The organism is Streptomyces sp. WELS2 (assembly GCF_013870595.1).
Classification (GTDB): domain Bacteria; phylum Actinomycetota; class Actinomycetes; order Streptomycetales; family Streptomycetaceae; genus Streptomyces.
On the sequence record NZ_JACBWZ010000025.1, the window covers coordinates 1 to 22786 of the forward strand.

The 22786-nt window shown below is 70.9% G+C and carries 20 protein-coding genes and 4 pseudogenes; 11 read left to right on the forward strand and 13 right to left on the reverse strand.

What is annotated here, in order from left to right; translation table 11 throughout:
• Positions 1-3: 3 nt before the first annotated feature.
• Positions 4-759, reverse strand: coding sequence for an SIS domain-containing protein (locus tag H5J33_RS03130; RefSeq protein ID WP_181793249.1), 756 nt, complete (start codon positions 757-759; stop codon positions 4-6).
• Between the two features lie 695 nt (positions 760-1454).
• Between H5J33_RS03130 and H5J33_RS03135 the strand changes: the two genes are divergently transcribed.
• Positions 1455-2147, forward strand: a complete 693-nt coding sequence (locus tag H5J33_RS03135; protein WP_030611974.1) for a metal-dependent transcriptional regulator — start codon at positions 1455-1457, stop codon at positions 2145-2147.
• A 246-nt stretch (positions 2148-2393) separates the two neighbouring features.
• On the opposite strand, the gene H5J33_RS03140 is transcribed toward H5J33_RS03135, so the two are convergent.
• Positions 2394-3059 (reverse strand): bifunctional DNA primase/polymerase, encoded by a 666-nt coding sequence (locus H5J33_RS03140; RefSeq protein WP_181793250.1) that lies wholly within the window; start codon positions 3057-3059, stop codon positions 2394-2396.
• Between the two features lie 306 nt (positions 3060-3365).
• Between H5J33_RS03140 and H5J33_RS03145 the strand changes: the two are divergent.
• Positions 3366-4079 (forward strand): annotated as a pseudogene (locus H5J33_RS03145) (transcriptional regulator); the annotation flags it as partial.
• Between the two features lie 3 nt (positions 4080-4082).
• Here H5J33_RS03145 and H5J33_RS03150 read toward each other — a convergent pair.
• Positions 4083-5264: pseudogene (locus tag H5J33_RS03150) on the reverse strand (MDR family MFS transporter); the annotation flags it as partial.
• A gap of 170 nt (positions 5265-5434) precedes the next feature.
• On the opposite strand from H5J33_RS03150, the gene H5J33_RS03155 reads away from it, so the two are divergent.
• Positions 5435-6196, forward strand: a complete 762-nt coding sequence (locus tag H5J33_RS03155; protein ID WP_181793251.1) for a phosphoglyceromutase — start codon at positions 5435-5437, stop codon at positions 6194-6196.
• An 82-nt stretch (positions 6197-6278) separates the two neighbouring features.
• Here the strand turns inward: H5J33_RS03155 and H5J33_RS37100 are convergent.
• Positions 6279-6775, reverse strand: a pseudogene (locus tag H5J33_RS37100) (hypothetical protein).
• Positions 6776-6832: 57 nt separating this feature from the next.
• The gene (locus H5J33_RS03160) at positions 6833-7393 is read right to left on the reverse strand and encodes a flavoprotein (protein ID WP_181793252.1); all 561 of its coding nucleotides are present in this window, start codon (positions 7391-7393) and stop codon (positions 6833-6835) included.
• Between the two features lie 114 nt (positions 7394-7507).
• On the opposite strand from H5J33_RS03160, the gene H5J33_RS03165 reads away from it, so the two are divergent.
• Together H5J33_RS03165 and H5J33_RS37105 are read left to right on the forward strand one after the other, a co-directional pair.
• Positions 7508-8692, forward strand: coding sequence for a helix-turn-helix domain-containing protein (locus tag H5J33_RS03165; protein ID WP_181793253.1), 1185 nt, complete (start codon positions 7508-7510; stop codon positions 8690-8692).
• A 456-nt stretch (positions 8693-9148) separates the two neighbouring features.
• Positions 9149-9428 (forward strand): annotated as a pseudogene (locus tag H5J33_RS37105) (hypothetical protein); the annotation flags it as partial.
• A 558-nt stretch (positions 9429-9986) separates the two neighbouring features.
• On the opposite strand, the gene H5J33_RS03170 reads toward H5J33_RS37105, so the two are convergent.
• Genes H5J33_RS03170 through H5J33_RS03185 form a run of 4 tightly spaced genes read right to left on the reverse strand, consistent with a single transcriptional unit; the run spans position 9987 to position 14243 of the window.
• Positions 9987-10424, reverse strand: coding sequence for an NUDIX domain-containing protein (locus H5J33_RS03170; protein ID WP_181793254.1), 438 nt, complete (start codon positions 10422-10424; stop codon positions 9987-9989).
• A 30-nt stretch (positions 10425-10454) separates the two neighbouring features.
• The gene (locus H5J33_RS03175) at positions 10455-11246 is read right to left on the reverse strand and encodes an SDR family NAD(P)-dependent oxidoreductase (protein ID WP_181793255.1); all 792 of its coding nucleotides are present in this window, start codon (positions 11244-11246) and stop codon (positions 10455-10457) included.
• Entirely contained in the window at positions 11227-12339 is a 1113-nt protein-coding gene (locus tag H5J33_RS03180; protein ID WP_181793256.1) for a hypothetical protein, read from the reverse strand. Before H5J33_RS03180 ends, H5J33_RS03175 begins: the two co-directional genes overlap by 20 nt.
• Positions 12336-14243 (reverse strand): nucleotidyltransferase domain-containing protein, encoded by a 1908-nt coding sequence (locus H5J33_RS03185; RefSeq protein WP_181793257.1) that lies wholly within the window; start codon positions 14241-14243, stop codon positions 12336-12338. The genes H5J33_RS03180 and H5J33_RS03185 overlap by 4 nt, the downstream gene beginning before the upstream one ends.
• A gap of 654 nt (positions 14244-14897) precedes the next feature.
• Between H5J33_RS03185 and H5J33_RS03190 the strand changes: the two genes are divergently transcribed.
• Complete coding sequence (locus H5J33_RS03190; protein WP_181793258.1) at positions 14898-15923, forward strand: tetratricopeptide repeat protein; 1026 nt, start codon at positions 14898-14900, stop codon at positions 15921-15923.
• Positions 15924-16103: 180 nt separating this feature from the next.
• Positions 16104-16556, forward strand: a complete 453-nt coding sequence (locus H5J33_RS03195) for a nuclear transport factor 2 family protein (protein WP_181793259.1) — start codon at positions 16104-16106, stop codon at positions 16554-16556.
• A gap of 9 nt (positions 16557-16565) precedes the next feature.
• On the opposite strand, the gene H5J33_RS03200 is transcribed toward H5J33_RS03195, so the two are convergent.
• From H5J33_RS03200 to phoU, 3 genes are all read right to left on the reverse strand, one after another.
• A complete protein-coding gene (locus H5J33_RS03200; protein ID WP_181793260.1) occupies positions 16566-16814 on the reverse strand; it encodes an SCO4226 family nickel-binding protein in 249 nt (82 codons plus the stop codon).
• A gap of 124 nt (positions 16815-16938) precedes the next feature.
• Positions 16939-17097 carry a hypothetical protein gene (locus H5J33_RS03205; protein ID WP_167346036.1) on the reverse strand — a complete coding sequence of 53 codons (159 nt, stop codon included), beginning with the start codon at positions 17095-17097 and terminating at the stop codon, positions 16939-16941.
• A 216-nt stretch (positions 17098-17313) separates the two neighbouring features.
• A complete protein-coding gene (gene phoU / locus H5J33_RS03210) occupies positions 17314-18003 on the reverse strand; it encodes a phosphate signaling complex protein PhoU (RefSeq protein WP_181793261.1) in 690 nt (229 codons plus the stop codon).
• A 238-nt stretch (positions 18004-18241) separates the two neighbouring features.
• On the opposite strand from phoU, the gene H5J33_RS03215 reads away from it, so the two are divergent.
• Both H5J33_RS03215 and H5J33_RS03220 read left to right on the forward strand, forming a co-directional pair.
• Positions 18242-19492 (forward strand): cell wall metabolism sensor histidine kinase WalK, encoded by a 1251-nt coding sequence (locus H5J33_RS03215; protein ID WP_181793262.1) that lies wholly within the window; start codon positions 18242-18244, stop codon positions 19490-19492.
• Positions 19489-20169 (forward strand): response regulator transcription factor, encoded by a 681-nt coding sequence (locus H5J33_RS03220; protein WP_030612283.1) that lies wholly within the window; start codon positions 19489-19491, stop codon positions 20167-20169. The genes H5J33_RS03215 and H5J33_RS03220 overlap by 4 nt, the downstream gene beginning before the upstream one ends.
• A gap of 95 nt (positions 20170-20264) precedes the next feature.
• Here the strand turns inward: H5J33_RS03220 and H5J33_RS03225 are convergent, their stop codons facing one another.
• A complete protein-coding gene (locus H5J33_RS03225; RefSeq protein ID WP_181793263.1) occupies positions 20265-20969 on the reverse strand; it encodes a DUF461 domain-containing protein in 705 nt (234 codons plus the stop codon).
• Between the two features lie 636 nt (positions 20970-21605).
• Here H5J33_RS03225 and H5J33_RS03230 point away from each other — a divergent pair.
• Complete coding sequence (locus H5J33_RS03230) at positions 21606-22088, forward strand: CarD family transcriptional regulator (RefSeq protein ID WP_003953493.1); 483 nt, start codon at positions 21606-21608, stop codon at positions 22086-22088.
• A gap of 281 nt (positions 22089-22369) precedes the next feature.
• Positions 22370-22786, forward strand: a 417-nt coding sequence (locus H5J33_RS03235) for a 2-C-methyl-D-erythritol 4-phosphate cytidylyltransferase (RefSeq protein WP_181793264.1), incomplete at its 3' end; no start/stop codon positions are given.

Genomic DNA, 22786 nt, shown 5'->3' on the forward strand with positions numbered 1-22786 from the left:
GGGTCAGCGGCGGTAGAAGATCCGGTCGCCGTACTGCGCCATCACCCGGCCGTTCCACTCGTGCCCGCCGTCGACGTTGCCGGAGCGCAGCAGCGGCGGCTCGATGCCGCGGTCGGCGAGGGCGGCGGCGGTGGTCGCCATGACGGCCTGGAGCAGGGCGGTGGTGACGACCGTGGAGGCGGGGGCGAAGGGCGCCGGGATGGTGTCCAGGGTGAGTTCCGCGTCCCCCACGGCGATCTTGGAGTCCAGGACGATGTCGCAGTGGTCCTTCAGGAAGGTGCCGGAGGCGTGCCGGGACGTGGTCTCGGCCGCGTACGCCACCGAGGTCACGCCGACGACCTTCAGGCCGCGGTCGCGGGCGCCCAGGGCCATCTCCACGGGCAGGGCGTTGCGGCCGGAGAGGGAGACGATCACCAGGGTGTCCCCGGCGCGCACCGGCGAGGTGTCCAGGACGGCACCCGCCAGGCCGTCGACCCGTTCCAGGGCGGAGCCGAGGGTGGCCGGGGTGACGTCGACGCCGACGACTCCGGGGACGGCGAGCAGGTTCATCAGGGCGAGGCCGCCCGCGCGGTAGACGACGTCCTGGGCGGCCAGCGAGGAGTGTCCGGCGCCGAACGCGAACAGGCGGCCGCCGGCCGCGACGGTGTCGGCGAGCAGGGTGCCGGCCGCGGCGATCGCCTCGGCCTCCTCGTCGCGGACCCGTTGCAGCAGGCCGATGGCGGCGTCGAAGAACAGGTCGGCAGGCGTGCCGTCGCTCATGCGGTGCCCCTTCGCAGCGTCTGTGTCGCGGATCACGGTGCGGTCTGGACCATCGCGGTGTCAATACGGCCGCGGGCACGTGCCCGGCAGGCACACGACGGCCCCGCTCACCGAACCGCCCCGCGCACCGACCCGGCGCGGAGGCGACCGGCCTCGCCCACCCACCCGCGGACCCAACGCCGCCCCCACGCGCCGGCTGCTCCGCGCGCCGAAGACGGCCGACGGCTGTCCCGTGTGCCGGAGGCCGGCCGAGGGCTGCCCCGGGTGGCGGACGCCGGTTTCCCTCCGCCTCCCTGCCCGATGGCTGCCTTCCGTGGTGAAGAGCGGCCCCTCTCCGTGTCCGAACCCGTCGGCTTCCCGCGTGGCGATGACCGGCCGCCCTCCGCTCCCGCCCGACGGTCGCCCCGCGCGCAGGTGCCCGGTCCCCGGCCCGTATCCGGAGGCGGCTTCGGGTGGTGGCGGTCGGTGTGCCCGTGGCCCGTGGCCGCGATCCGCCGTCGGGACCGGTGCCACGCTACGATCGGCCCGCGCGGGCGCGACCGCTCCGCGCACTCGTCTCCAATAACGGCCCGTAGCCCCCTCCCAACAGCCCTGTCTCCCCGGTGCCGCCCGGTTGTCAGTGGGATCCGGCAGAATTGATGCACAGGGGGCCGCGCACGCGCCGGGCTGCCGGCAGAGGTAATCGAGGGGCACGTATGTCCGGACTGATCGACACCACGGAGATGTATCTCCGCACCATCCTCGAACTCGAAGAGGAAGGCGTCGTCCCCATGCGCGCCCGCATCGCGGAGCGGCTGGACCAGAGCGGGCCGACGGTCAGCCAGACGGTGGCGCGCATGGAGCGCGACGGCCTGGTGTCCGTGGCCAGCGACCGGCACCTGGAGCTCACGGAGGAGGGGCGCCGGCTGGCGACGCGGGTGATGCGCAAGCACCGCCTGGCCGAGTGCCTGCTCGTCGACGTGATCGGGCTGGAGTGGGAGCAGGTGCACGCCGAGGCATGCCGCTGGGAGCACGTGATGAGCGAGGCCGTGGAGCGGCGCGTGCTGGAGCTGCTGCGGCACCCCACCGAGTCTCCGTACGGCAACCCCATCCCGGGTCTGGAGGAGCTGGGCGAGAAGGACGGCGCGGACCCGTTCCTGGACGAGGGCATGGTCTCGCTGGCCGACCTGGACGCGGGGACGGACGGCAAGACGGTCGTCGTGCGCCGTATCGGGGAGCCGATCCAGACGGACGCGCAGCTGATGTACACCCTGCGGCGGGCGGGTGTGCAGCCCGGCTCGGTGGTGAGCGTGACCGAGTCGCCCGGCGGTGTGCTGGTGGGCAGCGGCGGTGAGGCGGCCGAGCTGGAGGCGGACGTCGCCTCCCATGTGTTCGTGGCCAAGCGCTGAACCGGGCCCGGTACGAGCAGGGGCCCCGGCGCCGTGTGGCGCCGGGGCCTGTCCTCCCCTGTTGCTGACCCGGAGCCCCGAGCTCTCAGGGTCATCCCCCTCGGACCGGCTTTTCCCCGAGCGGTCCGCCTCCTGCCAGGAAGATCCCCTCACACACGGCGATCATTCATCGCGCGGTGTCACTCATATGAGGGGTGTTGACCGCGAAAAGGGAGTTTCAGGGCGCGTGTTCGACAGGGGAACGCGTCAGCGATCCCTTCCGCACGCGTAGGCCAGCGGCGAGATGAGTTCCTCCACGTCCGGCAGCCAGCGGTTCGCCGGGGTCGGGCGGCGGGCCCACTGCACGGCGCCCCGGGACCCCAGCCGGGTGGGCGGCGCCGCCACGTACGCGCCCTCGCCCAGCACCACCAGGTCCAGTGAGGGCAGCGACCAGCCCAGCCGCCGCACCAGGTCCGCCACCTTCGCCGAGGCCCCCGGCAGCACGAAGAACTGCATCCGCCGGTCCGGGGTCAGCGTGACCGGGCCGAGCGTCAGCTCCATCCGCTCCATCCGGGCGAGCGCCAGGAACCCGGCGCTCTCGGGAACGGACAGCGCCTCGAACGTCCGGCCCGTCGGCAGCAGGATCGCCGCCGTCGGCTGCTTCTGCCACATCCGGCGCACGACGGTCGCACTGCCGGTCGCCTGGGTCGCCCAGTCGGGGCGCGCGGGGTGCGCGCCCGGCGCGGGGCAGTCGGCCTCACCACAAGAGCAGCCCTGCGTGCCGTCGGCGGTCTCCAGCCAGGTGCCCGGCACCACGTCCCAGTGCCGCTCCTCGGCGTAGCGTACGGCGGTCTCCAGCAGCGATGTCCCGCGCTGCCGCGGAATCTGACCGGCCATCTGAGTGTTCTCGGCGCCCGCGATCGTCTCTTCCACGTTCCTCTCAACTCCCGTGCCCACCTGGAGTTACGGGCCCCGGGCGCGCGCGGGGAGGAGCATCGTTCCGGCGGTCGGGGCGCATGGAGGCATGGCCGGGGGCGCGCGCGAGGAAGCCGGGCGTGGGCGGGGTAGCCAGGGAGTGGGCCGGCATCCTCCATTACTTCCGGCAAACCGCACATGTCGCGCATTGACGGTATGTCTACTGGGCAGTGATCGTCCCGACCACACCGACCGGGACGGAGCCACGGGCTCCGCAGGGTCGGACGACACGCTCCAGGTGACCGCAACGCAGGGGGTAAGCACATGGCCGCAAGGCCTCTCGTGGCGAGGCAGCCGAACGAACGGCTGCAGGCACTCATCCAGGAAGCGGGGTGCTCGAACGCCGGGCTGGCCCGGCGGGTCAACATGTGCGGCGCCGAGCACGGCCTCGACCTGCGCTACGACAAGACGTCCGTGGCCCGCTGGCTGCGCGGCCAGCAGCCACGGGGCCGGGCCCCGGCGATCATCGCGGAGGCGCTCGGGCGCAAGCTCGGCCGGGCGGTCACGATCGACGAGATCGGCATGGCCAACGGCAAGAACCTCGCCTCGGGGGTCGGCCTCCAGTTCTCGCCGACGGTACTGGGAGCCATCGAGCAGGTCTGCGAGCTGTGGCGCAGCGACGTGGGGCGCCGGGACTTCCTGTCCGGCTCCTCCGTCGCCGCCTCCGCGCTGGTCGAGCCCAGCCGGGACTGGCTGATCTCGGCGCCGGACACCCAGGTGGCCCGGCAGGCGGGCCCGCGCGTGGGCCAGTCCGACGTGGCCGCCGTACGGTCCATGACCCAGGCGCTGGTGGACCTCGACCACCAGTACGGCAGCGGGCACGTCCGCCCGGTCGTCGTGCACTACCTCAACAGCGTGGTGTCCGGGCTGCTCGCCGGCTCCTACCGGGAGGCGGTCGGCCGCGAACTCTTCGCCACGGTCGCCCGGTTGACCGAACTCGCCGGGTACATGGCGGTGGACACCGGCCAGCCGGGCCTGGGGGCGCATCAGCAGGCCGTACCCCAGACCGGCCGCGGTCCCCACCACCGCGCACAGGCCCCACAGCCATCCGGCGCCGAGCCGGTCGATGACCGCGCCGGACATCAGTGGGGCGACCAGCGCGGCGACGGACCAGGACAGGGTGTAGACGCCCTGGTAGCGCCCCCGGCCGTGCACCGGGGAGAGCCGGACCACCAGGCCGGTCTGGGTCGGGGCGTTGACGATCTCGGCCAGGGTCCACACGCACACGGTGAGCATGAAGACACCGACCGACCCGGCGAAGGCGGTCAGCCCGAAGCCGTACCCGGCGAGGAGCGAGGAGACGACCAGCAGGGCGCGCGGGTCGCGGTGCTCGATGAACCGGGTGACGGGGATCTGCAGGGCGACGATGAGGATGCCGTTGACGGCGATGGCGAGGCCGTAGTCGGCGGGGGAGAACCCGGCCCGCCCCATGGCCACGGGAAGCCCGACCGAGCCCTGCTGGAAGACGAGGGCGACGAGGAAGGAGAGCCCGACGACGGCCATGTACCGCCGGTCGCGCAGCACCGTGCCGAGGCCGACCTCCGCCCCCGCCTGCCGGGCGGTGGGCGCGGGCCGCGACTCGGGGACCTTCGCGAAGACGACGACCGCGCAGGCGAGGGTCATCCCGGCCTCGATCAGGAACCCGGCGAGATAGCTGAACTCGGCGATGAACCCGGCCGCCATGGACGAGACGGCGAAGCCGAGGTTGATCGCCCAGTAGTTGAGGGAGAAGGCGCGCACCCGGTCCTCGGGGCGCACGATGTCGGCCATCATCGCCTGTACGGCGGGCCGGGAGGCGTTGGAGGCCATGCCGACGAGGAAGGCGACACCGGCGATGGCCACCGGGTGGGTCATGAACCCGAGCAGCGCGACGGAGGCCGCGGTGGCCGTCTGCGCGATCAGCAGAGTGGGCCGCCGCCCCAGCCGATCGGCCATCACCCCGCCGCCCAGCGAGGAGACGACCCCGCCGAGCCCGTGCAGGGAGGCGACGAGACCGGCGTACGAGGCGGAGTAGCCGCGGTCGAGGGTGAGGTAGAGCGCCATGAACGTGGCGACGAAGGCGCCGAGCCGGTTGACGAGCGTACTGGTCCACAGCCACCAGAACTCGCGCGGCAGCCCGGAGACGGACTCCCGGACGGCACGTCTGACACGGACTGGTGACATCGAGGTTCCCCCACAGCTGTAAGTGGCCCAACAGGCGAGGACACCTTACGAACGCGGTGACGGTACCCGCCACTCAATTAGCGGATCATGTCAATCGAGGGCCGGCGGCGAGGGGTGGCCGACAGCCGTCCGCGTCCCATCCCGGATTTCCCTTAGGTAGGCTCAGGACCATGGCCGACGCACCGTACAAGCTGATCCTCCTCCGCCACGGCGAGAGCGAGTGGAACGCGAAGAACCTGTTCACCGGCTGGGTGGACGTGAACCTGAACGAGAAGGGCGAGAAGGAGGCAGTCCGCGGCGGCGAGCTCCTCAAGGACGCCGGTCTCCTGCCCGACGTGGTCCACACGTCCCTCCAGAAGCGCGCGATCCGCACGGCCCAGCTGGCGCTGGAGGCCGCGGACCGCCACTGGATCCCGGTCCACCGCTCCTGGCGCCTGAACGAGCGCCACTACGGCGCCCTCCAGGGCAAGGACAAGGCGGCGACGCTCGCCGAGTTCGGCGAGGAGCAGTTCATGCTCTGGCGCCGCTCCTACGACACCCCGCCCCCGCCGCTGTCGGACGACTCCGAGTTCTCCCAGGCCCACGACCCGCGCTACGCGACGATCCCGCCGGAGCTGCGCCCGCGCACGGAGTGCCTGAAGGACGTCGTGGTCCGGATGCTCCCCTACTGGTACGACGCCATCGTCCCGGACCTCCTGACCGGCCGCACGGTCCTGGTCGCCGCCCACGGCAACAGCCTGCGCGCCCTGGTCAAGCACCTGGACGGCATCTCCGACGCCGACATCGCGGGCCTCAACATCCCCACGGGCATCCCCCTGGTCTACGACCTGGACCCCGACTTCAAGCCGCTCACCCCCGGCGGCAAGTACCTGGACCCCGAGGCGGCGGCAGCAGCCATCGAGGCGGTCAAGAACCAGGGCAAGAAGAAGTAAGCCCGACTGTTCAAGCCCTCTGCCTGCGGAACCTTCTCGCAGGTGGGGGGCTTGCGCATACCGGGGGCTGCCTACGGAGTCGTCACCCGGCACTCCGACGGGCCGCCCCGTCCGGCCAGACGACGTCCACGGGAATGCCCGCGGCCCGCGCCTCCACGACGGTGTCGGCCGTACCGCCCCCCTTCCCGCTGGGCGGCGCGCCGTCCCACACGGCCACGAGCCGCTCCGCGCGCTGGAGAAGTACGGCGTTGGCGGCCTCGTAGGCGTGCCGGTCGGCGGTGTCGTTGGGCAGGACGAGAACCTCGTCGGCCGCTTCGGCGAGCCGGTCGAAGAGGACGGCGTGGTCGGCCTTGACCTTCTCCCGGCGGTAGTCCCGCGAGGGAATGACGACGACGAGCCGCCCGCCGACGCCCAGGACGGCTCCGCGAACAGCGAGTCGGCGCCCTTGGCGATACAGGAGACCCCGACGAGGTCACCGTCGCCGGCGTACGGCTTCAGCAGATCGTCCAGCGCGGCCCGGACCAGCGGGACGGTGTCCTCGGTCAGGTCCATGTGGCCGGTCACCGCGAGGGTGGTCACGGTCGTCGCTCCTCTGACTCAGGCCGACAGCAGGTCGCGGATCCTGTTGATACCCGGCTATCGCGCTACGGCGATTTCCTCCAGCGCGTCGAGGAGCAGGTGCCACGGGTACTGCTCCGGCTTGCCCTGGCCTGGTTGGTTGGGGACGAATCCGTCGTCTCCGCCGTCGCCGTACAGCACACGCACCCCCATCTCCCGCAGTTCCGCGATGCTCCGCTCGAACTGCCGGTGCCGCGCGTAGGCCGCGTTCACGCAGGGCATCGCGACGATCGGAATCCCCTTGCCGATGCCTTCGGCGACGACGCCGACCACGAAGTCCCGCGTGATCCCGAGCGCCCAGGCGTTGACCGTGTTGAACGTCGCGGGAGCGACCGCGATCACGTCGGCCTTCGGCCACACGTCCGGCTCGCCCGGCAGCTTGTAGGCGCTGCGCACCGGGTGCCCGGTGACCCGCTCGAGTTCGGCCCTCTGCGGCTCCAGCCAGCGCGCCGCGGTCGGAGTCAGTCCGAGACACACATCGAACCCCCGACCCTGCGCATCCGCGACGACCTTCGCCACGTCGAACACCGGTGGGGCGGCGGAGCCGAACAGGTAGAGGACAGGACGCGTTGTCGTCATGCGCCTATCCGACCACACACGATCACCACCATCACGGGTGACGAGGAACGAAAACCCGGGGCCCGTCCGCCACCCCCAGTACCCTGACCGTGGGTGCTCAGAACGGAGGCCGGCATGCCGACTCGGTACGACGACCACACGGGCGCACGCATCAGGGAACAACGCAGGCTGGCCAGGCTGACGCAACGGCAGCTGGCGGAGCGGCTTCCCTACTCCTACAGCTACCTCAACCAGGTCGAGTGCGGGGCCCGCCCGGCCACCGCCGCCTTCGTCGCCGCCTGCGCCCGAGCCCTCAGCATCGACGTGACGGTCCTGACCGGCCAGCCGTACGTCACCGAGCTGCAGCGCGACCGCCTGGCGGAACTGGTCCGGCCGATCCGTGAATCCCTGGACCTGTACGACCTCGGCCCCAACCCCGACCTGACACCCCGGCCGGCGCAACAGCTCATCGCCGCGGCCGACCACCTCTGCGCCGAGGTACGGGCGACCCGCCTGCGCAGTACGGCCCGCGCTCTTCCGGACCTCGTCACCGAGCTGACCCACACGGCCTGGTCGTCCCCGTCCACCGAGCTGTGGCAGGCACTGTCCTCCGCCTACCGCACGGCGCACGACATCAGCGTGAAGCTCGGCTACTACGACCTGTCCACAGTCGCGCTGGACCGCATGGACTGGGCGGCACAGCGCGCGTCCGACCCGTGTCTGGCCGCCGTACGGCAGTACATGCGGGCCCTGGTCTACTTCCGCGAGGGCGAGTACCGGATCGGACAACGCCTCATCACCGCCGGGCACGACGTGATCGCACAGAACGACCCGTCACGAGAAGCGCTCGCCGTCACCGGACAGTTGCACCTCGGCGGCGCCGTCATCGCCGCCCGCGCCGAGCAACAGTCGTCCGTCGCACGGCACATCGGCGAAGCCCACCGGATCGCACAGCGCGTCGGCGACGTCTCCGAAGTGCACTGGCTCAGCTTCGGCCCGGCCAACGTCGCCCTGCACAAGATGTCCGCCGCCGTGGAGATGTGCCAGTACGACGACGCCCTGAAGCAGGCTCGGACCATCAAGCTGCCTTCCGGGCTCCCCGCTTCCCGCCGTGCCCACTTCCTGATCGAACGGGCCCGCGCCGAGATGGAGACCGGGCACACCGAGTCATCGTTGAAGTCCCTCGTAGAAGCGCGCCGCCTGGCCCCAGAACAGACCCGCTACCACCCGGCCGCCCGGGAAACGATCACCGGCCTGGTGCACCACTCCCGCCGCACACCAGAAACCCTCAACCACATGGCGACCTGGGTCGGCCTCTAAGCCCCGCCGCTCACAACGCTCACAAAACTGTGAGCGTTCCTCCTCCAGCAGTTCGTCACCCTTGACTCACCACTCGTCACGGCCACGCGGTGACGAGGAGGCGAGATGCGCCCCGACGGCCGCGCGAACGACCCCGGGGCCGGCCAACGCTGCGAAGGAGCGTCGACATGACGAACGCTACATCCCCGCCCCCGGACGACCCGCCGCCCGCCAAGATGACCATCACGGTCTACCGAGTGAACCGCCACGGCGCCGTGACCCAGGAGTGCGGAATGGTCAGCGTCCCACCCCTCGAAGGCCCACCACCGTTCTCAAGCGCCTTCCCGCCCTGCCAGTGCCCGAAATGCCGGACCGAAGGAGCGTCTGACCGGTGACCCGGCCGGACCCCACGCGACGACCGCCAACGCCGATGAACGGGGGCGGCACGGCTTCTGGTGCGAGTGCTGGACGGAGAGCTTGACCAAGCAGGGCCCGCCGGCACTGGTGGCATCGTTCGACGCATACTCCGCCACGCAGGCGGACCGCTGGGTAGCAGTCACCCTCCGGACAATCTCCCCGGGCGTGGGAGTGGATGTACGACGGCCGCATCGACACGAGACGAGCCCTGCTGCGCGCCGAGCCCTGCACGGTGTCACTGACCCACGTCGGCACCCGCATCACTTGGACGATCCAGCCGGTGCTCTTCCTGCCCCTCGCACACCGCCAGGGCACCGAACTCCCGTGCTCGGCCCTTGAGAGGGCGGGGCATGCGGGAGCCCGCTGCTGGTGCGTCACCTTGCCCGGGACGCTCCGGCGGGCCAGACGACGTCCACGGGGAACTCCGCGGCGCGCCCCCCTCGAACGGTACCGCCGCCTTTCCCGTTGGGCGGCTTCCCGTCCCATACGGCCACGAGCCGGTCGGCGCGCTGGAGAAGCACGGCGTTGGCGTCCTCGTAGGATTGTCGGTTCGGCGGTGTTGTTGGGTTGGATCAGAACCTTCGTCGGCCGCTTCGGCGAGCTGGCCGAGGAGGTCGGCGTGGTCGGCGTACGGCTCGAGCGGGTCGTCCAGCACGGCATGGACAAAGGGGGAATCCCGCCGCGTGTCGCGTTCCCTGAGGGAACAGGCTGGTTCTGGATCAGGAAGCACAGCCGAGGACCGCGGACCTCGCAACGTCCTCGCGCTCCACGACCCCCTGCTGGCCAGCAAGGAAGCAACTGCGGGGCGCCAAACCAGTAACCAGTAAGTCGTGCGACGTCATCAGGGCCGACCTCATCTCAGAGGCGGCCCCGATGGCGTGCTGACGTACTCGACGGCTCAGAGCGATGCCTCGGCTGCGAGGCTTCCCGCAGTGATGGCTGCCCGCAGGACGTGGGCGATCTCCTCGGGCTTGAGGTCGATGCCGTCGAGCCCCTCCGTGGTCAGCGGGATCTCCTCCAGCGCGTACTCGCCGCGTCCCTCGGCGCTGAACTCGGGCCCGGTGCGATCCTCGAAGGACCAGGTCGCGATCCGGGCGAGGTAGAAGAGCTGACGCTCGCCGTCGGACTCCATCGTGTGGAGGAGGCGGACGATGTCAGCCTTCCCCGCGATCTCCTCGTGGATCTCCCGGTGGAGGGCGGCCTCGCGGGACTCGTCGCCGGGTTCCACGCCGCCGCCGGGCAGAACCCAGTACTCGGGGATGCCGGGCCTGGTGCGGCGGATGACCAGCATCGTGTCGTCGGCGGTGATGAGGATGGCACGGACTCGTTCGATCATTTCGGTTCGTCTCCTTGCTTGTTGTCGGTCTCAGTGGAGCAGCCAGCCGCCGTCGACGTGGACGGACTGCCCGGTGATGAACGAGGCGGAGGGGCCCACGAGAAACGCCACCAGTGCCGCGACGTCCTCGGGCCGACCACGGCGCGGGACGCACTGGCGCTTGATCTGGTCCTCCGGCCGCGCACGGTGCTGCACGGGGAGGGCGTTCTCGGCCTCGACCTGGATGGCTCCGGGCATGACCGTGTTGACGCAGATCCCGTAAGGGCCCAGTTCGCGGGCGAGGGAGCGGGTCAGGCCCAGCAGTCCGGCCTTCGCGGTGCTGTACGCGACGAGGTCTGTCCGGCCGGCGCGGGCGTTGACGCTGCCGATGTTCACGATCCGGCCCCAGCGGTGTTCGATCATGTCGGGGGTGAGTGCGTGGCAGGTGCGGTAGTGGGCGGTGAGGTTCACGTCGAGGGAGTAGTTCCAGGCGGTCTCGTCGGTGTCCTGCCAGGCGACACGGGGGTAGGCGCCGGCGTTGTTCACCAGGATGTCGATGGGGCCGATCTCGGCGCGGACGAGGTCGGCCATGGTCCGGACGGAGCCCGGGTCGGTCAGGTCGGCGTTGACCGCGATCCCGTGGCTGCCCGCGCGCTCGAAGGCGGTGAGAAGGGCGTGGGCGTCGGGGTCCCGGCCGAGGTGGTTGACCGCGACGGTCGCCCCGGCGGCGGCGAGCGCCCGCCCGATCTCGGCGCCGATGCCGGTGGCTCCGCCGGTGACGAGGGCGTTGCGGCCTTGGAGTGGCCGGGTCTGGAGAGGGGTCTCAAGCAGGTGCAGGGACATTGCTGCTCCGATCGCCGGGGCCGGGGTGAGGGGCCGGTGTGGTGGTGAAGAAGGTGTCGAGCGTCGTGTGGGGATGCTGGCTCTCGGCGAGTTTGATCAGGACGAGCAGGAGGTCGTGTCCGGTCAGCCGGGCGGGCGGAATGACGCCGAGGATGCGCAGGGCGAGGAAGGCACGGACCTCCTCCAAGCCGCTGCCGTTCTCCCTGAGAAGGCCGTCCAGGGCGCGGGTGAGGGCCGCGGTGCGGCCGGGGCCGGTGTTCCAGGAGTACCGGACGTCGATGTGCCGACTGCTCTGGTGCAGTTCCAGGTGATCGATGCGCGGGCCGGACAGCGGAGGCAGGGCGAGGCGGAGGGTGCGGGCGTACACGTCGGGCTGGTAGCGGGGGACGAGCCAGCCGCCCAACCCCATCAGGTACCAGAGCAGGTTCGCGGCCTCACCCGCGACGGTGTTACGGCCGGCGAAGTCGAAGTCGAGCCAACACAGCGGGTCGGCGATGTTCGGTTCCGTCGGGTCACCCTGCGTCAGACCGGAGCGCCAGCGACGGTCAGGCGCCAGGGCACCACGGAGGCGCTCGATGGTGTCAGCGGCGTCCAGCGTCAACGGCCTGCCGTTGGCGGTGAGCGTGAAGTCGGCCAGTTCCCGCAGGGTGAGGACCGTACCGGTGTGGGGCAGGGCGAACGGCAGATCCCGGAGCAGGTACCAGCGGTCCAGGCGGCTACCGGGCCGAACGCGGTCGAGGTAGAGGTCCGGGACGCACTCGGCCAGAGGCACGCTCTCTCCGGTCTCCTCGGCTGCCGCCCGCAGATCGGCGCAGACGCCGTCCACGAGGCGGTCCAGGCGGGGCTGCACGGCCGGATCGCGGTCGGCGAGCGCGATCACGTCACCCATGAGCAGCTCGCACCGACCGGTGGCGAAGACGTCCTCGTAGGCGAGGAGCTGCCTGTCCGGCAACGCGATCTGCCCGTGAAGAGCCGGGACCGCGATACGGGAGGCAAGCCGTGCCCATCCCTCCGCCTCGGCTTCGGCCCGTTCACTGGTTGCCAGCGGCTTGTGGAAGACGCCCGCTGTCGTCGAAAACCGTCGAGTGCTCACCGCGTCTCCTCGGGGAGGGTGTCCAGCCAAGCCTGGAGAACGAGACGGGCGAGCGTTTCGGCGGCGGGCCGGTCGGTACGGGCGGTGCCGGCCAGGCTCGTGTCCTGCCGCGTGGCGCCGAGGAGGACAGTGAGGGCGTCGCTGTCGGAGGGACATTCGATTCCGCTGAACCGAAGCTGGATCTTCGCAAGGAGCGCGGCGACCTTGTAGAGGGCGCGGAGGTCGGGTGTTCCCTTGAGGAGCTGGTGGCGGATTTCGATGGCGGCCTGGATGCCGTCGCGCAGGCTGGCGGTGATGTCGGTGGCGGCGTCCGGAGCGGGCAGGGCCAGTCCGGGGGTGGCCCACAGGGGGACCAGCGCCCCGCTGCCGATGAGAGCAAGGACGTGGAGGAGCCGGGAGGTGACAGCGCCGGTACGGCACTCGGCCCGGGTCAGCACGGTCATGCCCAGCTTGACTCCGCCGAGTTCCGCCTCCAGGTCCGCGAGGATCTGGCGCAGCTCGTCGAGGGAGGAGGTGTCGGCGACGACCAGGAGGTCGAGGTCGCTCCAGCCGTGCTGGTATTTGCCCCGGGCGCCGCTTCCGGTGACGACCAGCAGGTCGATCAGCGGGCGCAGTCCGGTGGTGCGGTCGAGGAACTCGGCCAGGTACGACTCCAGGTTGACGGGGAGCCCGAGCGCGTTGACCGGCATGGTGGAGGGCTGGTGCTCCGGCCAGCGGCGGTCGAGCACGATGCGGTCCAGCCGCCGCTCCAGTTTCAAGCGCGGACCGTCGTTGGCGATGACCTCGTGGGCGAGGGAGACGACCTTGCCGGCGCCCCGTGCGGCCTTGACGAGGTCGCGGTCGACGACGTCCAAGGCCCCGGCGGTGCCCCGACGCGTGCGTGTGGCCTCGGAGGCGTCCAGGTAGACGATGGTGAGCTGGGGTCCGAGCATCCGGGCGAGTTCGGCCGTCGAGTCGAAGTCGTGCAACGACTCGATGCTGACGGAGTCGAGGAAGTGGTGGGCCTGGCAGTAGCGGTCCAGGGCGTCCACGATCAGCTCGGCCTGCACGACCGGCCCGAGCCGGTACGGGTCGTGATTCCCGGCCCGGCCGGCCGCATCCTCGATGAGGTACCCGACCTTGAGCCGGGCGTGGCCGTGCTGGGTGCGCAGGTACTCGCCGGCTGTGCTCTTACCGCTCTCCGACATGCCGCCCAGTGCGGTGACGTGCACTCCGGCCAGGGCCCTGCCGGGCACCTTCGGGTGCAGGGGCGCCAGGAGCCGACGCACCTCGTCCTGGACGGCGACGGTGGGCCGGTCGCCGATGCGGATCGCCATCGAAAAGCGACCGTCGCCGACGAGGCGGTTGATCTGCTCGTGCAGTTGGCGCTGGTACGCCGCGTAGATCTCGGTGACGGTGACCTCGTGGGCCAGGCTCCGGCGGGTGCCTTCCTCCGGGTCGTCGCAGTGCAGGAGGACGAGGGCGTGCTCGTCCTCTTCGGCGGCCCGCAGGTCGGTCTCGTACGAGGACAGCAGGTGCCGGGCCCGGTCCGCGGCCTGTTCGGCACCCAGGTCCTCCCGTACGGCGACCGTCGCGGCGACGGATGCCTCCAGCATCGGGATGCCCCGGTCCAGCAGGCGCACCGGCGCGGAGAAGGGGTGCCGGGAGCGTTCGAGGTAGGAGGTGGCGAGGACGTCGGCCACCTCCTCGACGGGGCCGGTCTCGAACCACCAGCGGGCCATGCCGCCGGCCTTGATGGCGGCCCAGCGCGGGTCGTAGTGGTCGAGCGGGCCTGCGGAGGTCGCGGCCGGGCCCATGCGGCGGGCGAGGATTCCGATCTGCTTGGTCTTCCCGGTGTTGTCGGGGCCGCTGAACGCGACCGACACGGGGAGGGGATACGTGTCGCTGCTGGGCGGAGTGGACATCGGCTTCCCTTCACTGTGATGGGCTGCGGGTACGCCGGCGAAGAGCCGGTGACGACCTGCGACGAGATGGGGATGAAGCTTCGGCCCGGTCGGGGCGGGAAGACCGGCGGGCCGGCGTGCTTATCGGGGGCCGTCGGGGGAGCGGGATCACGCGGGTTCGTGCGCTGTTCGTGGGCATTGCCACCGTCGGTTCCTCTCACGTGTCCGGGCAGGCGCCAACACCACGCTGGAAGGGACCCGTTCGAGCAATTCGGAGTTCTGCGGGGTGATGTTCAGTGAACGGCGGTCCGTACTCTCGGGACAGGGCCCAGGATGTAGTCCTGCGTAATCCCGCGTAATCCAGGTGGGGAGGGTGACGGGGTGCCTAGGAACCCGGCCGTCGCGGAACTGATCAAGCGAGCCTGCCAGGAACGTGGCTGGGGGCCCTCGGAGTTGGCACGCGCACTCGGTCTCGCCGAGTGCGGAGATCCGCGCCGCTTGCAGCGTCAGCACGCCCGACGGTGGATGGAGGGAGAACGGACCCCTGGCCACTGGTGGCCTTATATCGCGCAGGTGTTAGGGCTGGACCCCGAGGCGATCAACCTTCCGGAGCCCGCGCCTGCGGCCCTTCACACGGATACCGTGGCATCAGTCCTGCATCTGGGAAGGAGCGACGTGGAACGTCGGGAGTTCATCCTCGCCTCCAGCGGATACGCGCTGTCCGCACTCGGGCTGCCCGACATGGACAGCATCACGCGCCGGACCAAGACCGCTCTTCCCGGAGCCGTCCGCGTCGGTCAGGGCGAGGTGGCTGCCGTACGCCACATGGTCAAGGCCCTCGGCGACTCCGCCTCCGAACTCGGCGGGGGCCACGCCCGCCACCTGGCAGTTCGTTACCTCACCCAGGACGTCGCCCCCTGGCTGGAGGGCCGCTTCACCGAAGCCACCGGCCGCGACCTGTTCGCCGCCACTTCCCAGCTCGTCCACCTCGCCGGCTGGATGACCCAGGACGAAGGCGACACCCCCGAACTCCGCGGACTCGCCCAGCGCTACTACGCCCACTCCTACCGCTTGGCCGCCGAAGCCGGAGACCCGGAACTGTCGGCGACGGCCCTCCGCGGCCTCGCCGTACAGTGCGTCGACCTCGGTTACCGGGCCGAAGCCGTCCAGCTCGGCGAAGCCTGCGTCGACTACGGCCGCAACCTGGACAACCCGCGCGCCGTCGCCTACTACGAGGCCACCCTCGCCAACGCCGCCGCCCAGGACGACGACCGCCGCACGGCCACCAAACACCTCGCTCTGTCCGAGACCGCCATCGGCAAGCAGGCTGACGCACCCAGTGACTCGTGGGCCGCCCACTACTCCCCCGGCCGCTGGGCCCACGAATCCGGCATGATCCTCGCCCGCCTCGGCGACCTCGCCGCCGCCGAGGAACACCTCCACGTCGCCCTCGACATCCACGGCCTCGACCGCCGCCGCACCCGCGCCATCGTCCTCGCCGACCTCGGCGGCGTCCGCCTCCGCCAAGGCGACGTCGACGGGGCCCTGGCCACCTGGCGCGACTTCCTCGACTGCGCCGAGGGCATCCGCTCCGTGAAGGTCCAGGCCGCACTCCGGGACATGCGCGTACGCCTGCGCCGGTACAGCGGAGTCCCAGAAGCCGAGGAGCTTCGTGAGCGGGCGGCCCGCATCGCCGGCTGAGAGGGACGTCCGCAACGCCTTCCGCCAGGAGTCGTTCGACCAGGGGCGGACATCTGCGACGAACTCGGTCGGCGTCATTACCTCCTGGGTAATCGACCGCCCCCCTCCTCCCTGGCAGGGTCGAGCCCATCGACCCGTACCTCCGCCGGGAGTCGGCCCGGCCGCCGTGAGGAGAGCTTCATGTTCGACCAGTCCAGCGTCACCAGGGCGAGTTCGGATGCCGTCGCCGAGGTCACCCGGGCCGTAGTACAGGAATTCCTCGCCGCCCGGGTCGCCGGGGACACCGCGCGGCTCGTGGAGTTGTTCGCCGACGAGGTCGACTGGATGCTCGCCGAGAACCCGGGTGTTCCGTGGATCCGGCCGCGGTCCACCGGTGCCGAATGCGCCGCCCAGTTCACGGAGTTGATGGAGCACACCGTGCCCGAGGACGCGCGTGCTTCCGTCGATGCCTTTCTTGTCGACGGGGCCGACGCCGTCCTGATGGGGCACCTGTCGGGGACCGTACGCGCCACGGGCAAGGCCTTCGAGGGGCCCTTCGCCTTGCGGCTCACCGTGGAGGACGGGCGGATCGTCCGGCATCACCTCTACGAGAACAGCTTGTCGATCGCCGAGGCCTGCACGCCGGATCGGTAAGACGCGAGCTCAGACCTGGAGCGGGATCGGATGTACCTCGTCCGCCCGGTGCCCCGCGCGTTCGTGGACGCGTTGGACCGCCTCGGCCGACGGGGCCTCGGAGAGGCAGTAGACCGTGCCGGACTCGGGGTCCGCCCAGGCGTGTTCGAAGTGGACCGACTCCTCCTGCTCGATGGCGAGGTCGGCCTGGTGGGCCGCCATCAGCTGGTCGGCCGTGATGCCCTGCATGCCGCGGTGGATGTCCATGAACCTGGCCATGGCCCCGCGCCTCCTTCCGGCCCGACGCTTCCCGCACCTCCATGCTGCGCCCCGCCGGCGGGGAGGGCACCCGGAGCGGCGGAGGGCCGGCGCGAAGGGTGTTCGCGCCGGCCCCGGTCGTCGTTCAGCCGCACTGGCAGGGGTTGCCCGACTGGCACCCACAGCCGCAGCCCGAGCCGCAGCCGCACGCGGCTACCAGGGGAAGGCTCCTGATCTCGGCGGGCTGCTCGGTCTCGCGCTCCTGCGTGGGGTCGGGCGTGGTGCTGCCAAGGGATTCGGCCATGGGTCCCCTCCTAATACCTCGGGGCAGGGATGCCCTCGCGCCCATTTCATGCCCATTCGGCCGGGCGCATCAACGGCGCACGGAGGCGTTCGGCCGCCCCAGCCCTCCGGGCACGGCCGCCCCAGCCCACGACCACCCCCGTACTCCGTCCATCGGCCGCGGCCCCCGAACCCGCGGAACCCCCGCAGCCCCCGAACCCGCCGACCCCCCGGAGGGCTACGCCCCCTCCACCCCCGTAACCGCCTGGATGTCCGGCTGCAGCTCGTCCGCGTGCTCGCCCGTCACCAGGTACACCACCCGCTTGGCCACGGCCACGGCGTGGTCGGCGTACCGCTCGTAGTAGCGGCCGAGCAGGGTGACGTCGACCGCCGTCTCGATGCCGTGCTTCCAGCGGTCGTCGATGAGGTGCTGGAAGAGGGTGCGGTGCAGCAGGTCCATCTCGTCGTCGTCCTGCTCCAGCTGGAGGGCGAGGTCGACGTCCTTGGTGACGATCACCTCGGCGGCCTTAGCCATCAGGCGCTGGGCGAGCTGGCCCATCTCCAGGATGGTGGCGTGCAGGTCCTGCGGGACGGCCCGCTCGGGGAACCGCAGCCGTGCCAGCTTCGCCACGTGCTGGGCGAGGTCGCCGGAGCGTTCCAGGTCGGCGGACATCCGCAGCGACGTGACGACTATCCGCAGGTCCGTGGCCACCGGCTGCTGCCGGGCCAGCAGGGCTATCGCCCGGGCCTCGAGGTCGTGCTGGAGCTCGTCGACCTTCTGGTCGGCCTCGATCACGCTCTCGGCCAGCTTCAGGTCCGCGTCGAGCATCGCGGTCGTGGCGCGCCCGATGGCCGACCCGACCAGCCGGGCCATCTCCACCAGTCCGTCGCCGATCGAGTCCAGTTCCTCGTGGTACGCGTCCCGCATTGTGGGTTCCCTCTCGTGCGTGGTCGTCCGGGGATCTCGGGGGCCGTCACATCACGCGTGCGCCCCCTGGCGAAACCGGCGGTACGTGCCCCACGTTCCACGCTGTGCCCCGTACGCGTCCTTTTCCGCCACCCCAAATGAACCGATGCTGGCTCCAAGGTGAACTCTGGGCGACGAGTGTTCGAGGTCGCACCCGGACGGCTGTGGGCATGTCGTACCCCATGCCTAACCTGGAGCCATGGACGTGAACGCGGCGGTCGCCGCAGCGGCAGCGATCGCCGGGGTACTGACCGGCGTCATCGCCATGCTGGCGTTCCGCTGGAGCGAACGCGACCAGAAGCGACCGACCAGGACTTCCTTGCACACCGATCCCGTACTCCCGCCCGGCGTGGACACCGTGCTGTCGGTGCTGCGCTCCTCCGCCGTGGTCCTCGACGAGGCCGACGCCGTCGTCAAGGCCAGCTCCGCCGCCTACGCCCTCGGGCTGGTGCGCGGCGGCAAGCTCTCCGTGGAGCCCATGCTCCAGATGGCCCGGGACACCCGCAGGGACGGGGAGATACGCCAGGTCGAACTGGACCTCCCCCGGCGCGGCACCGGACGCGGAGAGGCCCTCGCGGTCTCCGCGCGCGTGGCCCCGCTCGGCTCCCGCCTGGTCTTGCTGCTGGTCGAGGATCTGACCGAAGCCCGCAGGATCGAGGCGGTACGACGCGACTTCGTGGCGAACGTCAGCCATGAGCTGAAGACGCCCGTCGGCGCGCTCTCCCTGCTGTCCGAGGCCGTCATGGACGCCTCCGACGATCCCGAGGCCGTACAGCGCTTCGCCGGCCGGATGCAGATCGAGGCGACCCGCCTGACCAACCTGGTTCAGGAGCTGATCGACCTCTCCCGGGTGCAGAACGACGACCCGCTGGAGGACGCCGAGCCGGTGCGCGTGGACGAACTGGTCGCCGAGGCCATCGACCGCTGCCGCCACCAGGCGGGCACCAAGCAGATCACCATGGCCGCGGGGGGCACCGCCGACCTGCACGTGTGGGGCAACCGGGGGCAGCTGGCCGCCGCCCTCGGCAACCTGGTCGAGAACGCCGTCAACTACTCCCCGGCCCGCACCCGCGTCGGCATAGCCGCCCGCAGGGTGCCCGCGCCCGGCGGCGACATGATCGAGCTGGCCGTCACCGACCAGGGCATCGGCATCTCCGACAAGGACAAGGAGCGCATCTTCGAGCGCTTCTACCGGGTCGACCCGGCCCGCTCCCGTGCCACCGGCGGCACCGGTCTCGGTCTCGCGATCGTCAAGCACGTGGTCGCCTCGCACGGCGGGGAGGTCACGGTCTGGAGCGCCGAGGGCCAGGGCTCCACCTTCACTCTCAGGCTGCCGGAGGCGGGCGCGGCCCGCGACCGCGCACAGCAGCACCCCGGCTTCGACGACGAGGCCGGATCCACCGACTCATCCCCGTACGCTTCGCTTCCCGCCCCGGAGGTCCTTCCGTGACCCGTGTGCTCGTCGTCGAGGACGAGGAGTCCTTCTCCGACGCCCTGTCGTACATGCTCCGCAAGGAGGGCTTCGAGGTCGCCGTCGCGGCGACCGGTCCCGACGGTCTGGACGAGTTCGAGCGCAACGGCGCCGATCTGGTCCTCCTCGACCTGATGCTGCCGGGCCTGCCCGGCACCGAGGTCTGCCGCCAGCTGCGCGGCCGCTCCAACGTCCCCGTGATCATGGTGACCGCGAAGGACAGCGAGATCGACAAGGTCGTCGGTCTCGAAATAGGAGCCGACGACTACGTCACCAAGCCGTTCTCCTCCCGGGAGCTGGTCGCCCGCATCCGCGCGGTGCTGCGCCGGCGCGGCGAGCCGGAGGAGGTCGCCCCGGCCGCGCTGGAGGCGGGCCCGGTCCGCATGGACGTCGACCGTCACGTGGTCACCGTCGCCGGCTCCAAGGTCGACCTGCCGCTGAAGGAGTTCGACCTGCTGGAGATGCTGCTGCGCAACGCGGGCCGGGTGCTCACCCGCATGCAGCTCATCGACCGGGTCTGGGGCGCCGACTATGTGGGCGACACCAAGACCCTGGACGTGCACGTCAAGCGTCTGCGCGCCAAGATCGAGCCGGACCCGGGCGCGCCGCGCTACCTGGTGACGGTGCGCGGGCTGGGCTACAAGTTCGAGCCGTAGGCCGCGACGGGTCCACAGCTGTGCCGAAGGGCGGCACCCGGGATACGGGGTGCCGCCCTTCGGCGTCGCGTCGGCCTGGCGGGTGCCTACGGCGGTCAGTGACCGGCGGCCGACTGCGAGGCCGAGTCGCTCGGGGCCACGGCCTCACCGGAGGCGCTGCCCGACGGGGTCGGCTCGCCGCTCTTCTCCGGCTTGCCGTCCTTTCCGGGCTTGCCGCTCGCGGAGGGGTTCGCGCCCGGCGCGCCGGACTTGGACGCCGAGGCCGACGCCGACGGCTTGGCGGACGGGATCGCCGTCGGGCCCCACTGGTCGAAGTAGCTGGTGGCCGGGACCACGAAGGCGTTCAGGGTCACCTTGCCGGTCTTGCTGAAGGTGAAGGTGATCTTCTGGGCGTCGCCGTCCTTGACGGCCTCGCGGCCGCTGGGCAGCGTCGCGGTGGCGTTGCCCTTGCCGCCGAGGACCAGCGAGCCGCCCGCGGGGACGGACACGTTCTTGCCGTTGGCGGGCTTCAGGTCGGCGGACGTGCCGCTGCCCTCGAGGGTCACGGACTCCAGGGTCTGGGGGGTGTCGCCCGAGTTGAACAGGGTCGCGGAGATCACCGCGGGACCCTTCGCCTTCAGGTCGGGCTGGGTGATGACCAGGGCGTTCTGGATCTTGATGGCGCCGACGCTGGTCGCCGCGTTGTCCGGCTTGATCTCCAGGGTCTGCGAGTCATTGCCGGCGCCGCAGGCGGCGAGCGAGGCGATCGAGAAGACGATGGCGGAGGCGGCGAGGGCGCCGCGTCGAAGGCTGCTGCTCACGGCGGCGGCAACTCCTTGAACGCGCGGGCGGCTCCTCTTGTAAAGCCGCCCTAAGTGTCTGTCAGCGGCCTTAGGCTACCGAGCCGTTCCCGGGCCGCCGCACCCGACCCTCCCCCAAGCCCCGTCCATCCCTCCAGGTGGGGGTACCCCGGCGGGGCAAGTGACCTGTCGGTCACATTGCGAAGGCGCTCGTCCGCCATTCGTATAACGCGACGGTGCGCGCCTCAAACGCGACGGTGCGCGCCTCTCGGCGGCCGTCGCGAAATTTCCGTGAAGGAATGCGCCGTGCTCCCCGAAATTGATCACGGCGCACCCGTCCGGCCGCCGGTGATCAATTCCGGATTCGTCTCACATCCACCCGTGGGCACCGAACGGAGTAGCGGAAGTCGCACTGCCGGAGCCGGACAAAACGGGACGTTCCGCCACGCGGAGCGGCCCCTCGGGGTGTGTGACGTACGCGTTTCGCCTCGGCCGGAGAGCCCCTCCGACCTGCGAATACCCGCTTCCGCGAGGCCCTCGCAGCACGTCCCGGTTGCTGTTGTCAAGCCCTGAGATATGCCCTGACCTGCGAAAACGCCATTCAGAAGACGCCGTATCCGTGTTACCCTGGATAGCCACGGAAGGGGTACCTGTCACATGACGTTCAAGGTTGGCGACACCGTGGTCTATCCCCATCACGGGGCCGCGCTGATCGAGGCCATCGAAACTCGCCAGATCAAAGGCGTGGACAAGACCTACTTGGTGCTGAAGGTCGCCCAGGGTGACCTGACGGTACGTGTGCCAGCGGACAATGCGGAGTTCGTCGGCGTGCGTGATGTGGTCGGTCAGGACGGACTGGACCGGGTCTTCGAGGTGCTGCGCGCGCCGTATGCCGAGGAGCCCACGAACTGGTCCCGTCGCTACAAGGCAAACCTGGAGAAGCTCGCCTCCGGCGATGTCATCAAGGTCGCGGAGGTCGTGCGCGACCTGTGGCGTCGCGAGCGCGAGCGCGGACTGTCCGCCGGTGAGAAGCGCATGCTCGCCAAGGCCCGCCAGATCCTGGTGAGCGAGCTGGCGCTCGCGGAGAACACGAACGAGGACAAGGCCGAGGCCCTGCTCGACGAGGTGCTCGCCTCCTGACGCGCAGAGGCAGCGAACCATCGCTTCCGGCACGCCCAGCACAGCAGTGAAATGCCGCGGTGCCCGTTGACACTGACCCTGTCGCCGGGCGCTGCGGCATCTTCGTCCCCGCTGGGCGTGCGTCGGGAAGCCCAGGTTTCAACCCCCCCCGGTACTCGGCGTGCCGGGCCCGGGCGGATGGCTCGACCAGGGTCACGGAAAGGGTCCGGTCAAGGCGTCGCGCCCGGCACTCCTGAAGGCCATACCCACGTAGGTCGAGCACACAAACCTGACAGGAACCGATGTCTGACGAATCGCGCCCCACGCCCGCGCAGACCCCCGTCGCCGCCGTGATTCCCGCCGCCGGCCGGGGCGTGCGCCTGGGTCCGGGCGCCCCCAAGGCGCTCCGCACGCTCAGCGGCACTCCCATGCTCATCCACGCGGTCCGCGCCCTCGCCGCGTCCCGCCATGTCTCCCTGGTGATCGTCGTGGCCCCGCCGGACGGCGCCGCCGAGGTCAAGTCCCTGCTCGACGCGCACGCGCTGCCCGAGAGGACGGACTTCCTGGTCGTCCCCGGCGGCGACTCCCGGCAGGAGTCGGTCCGGCTCGGCCTGGACGCCCTGCCACCGCAGTACGGCATCGTCCTGGTCCACGACGCGGCCCGCCCGCTGGTCCCGGTCGACACGGTCGACGCGGTCGTCGAGGCGGTACGCGACGGC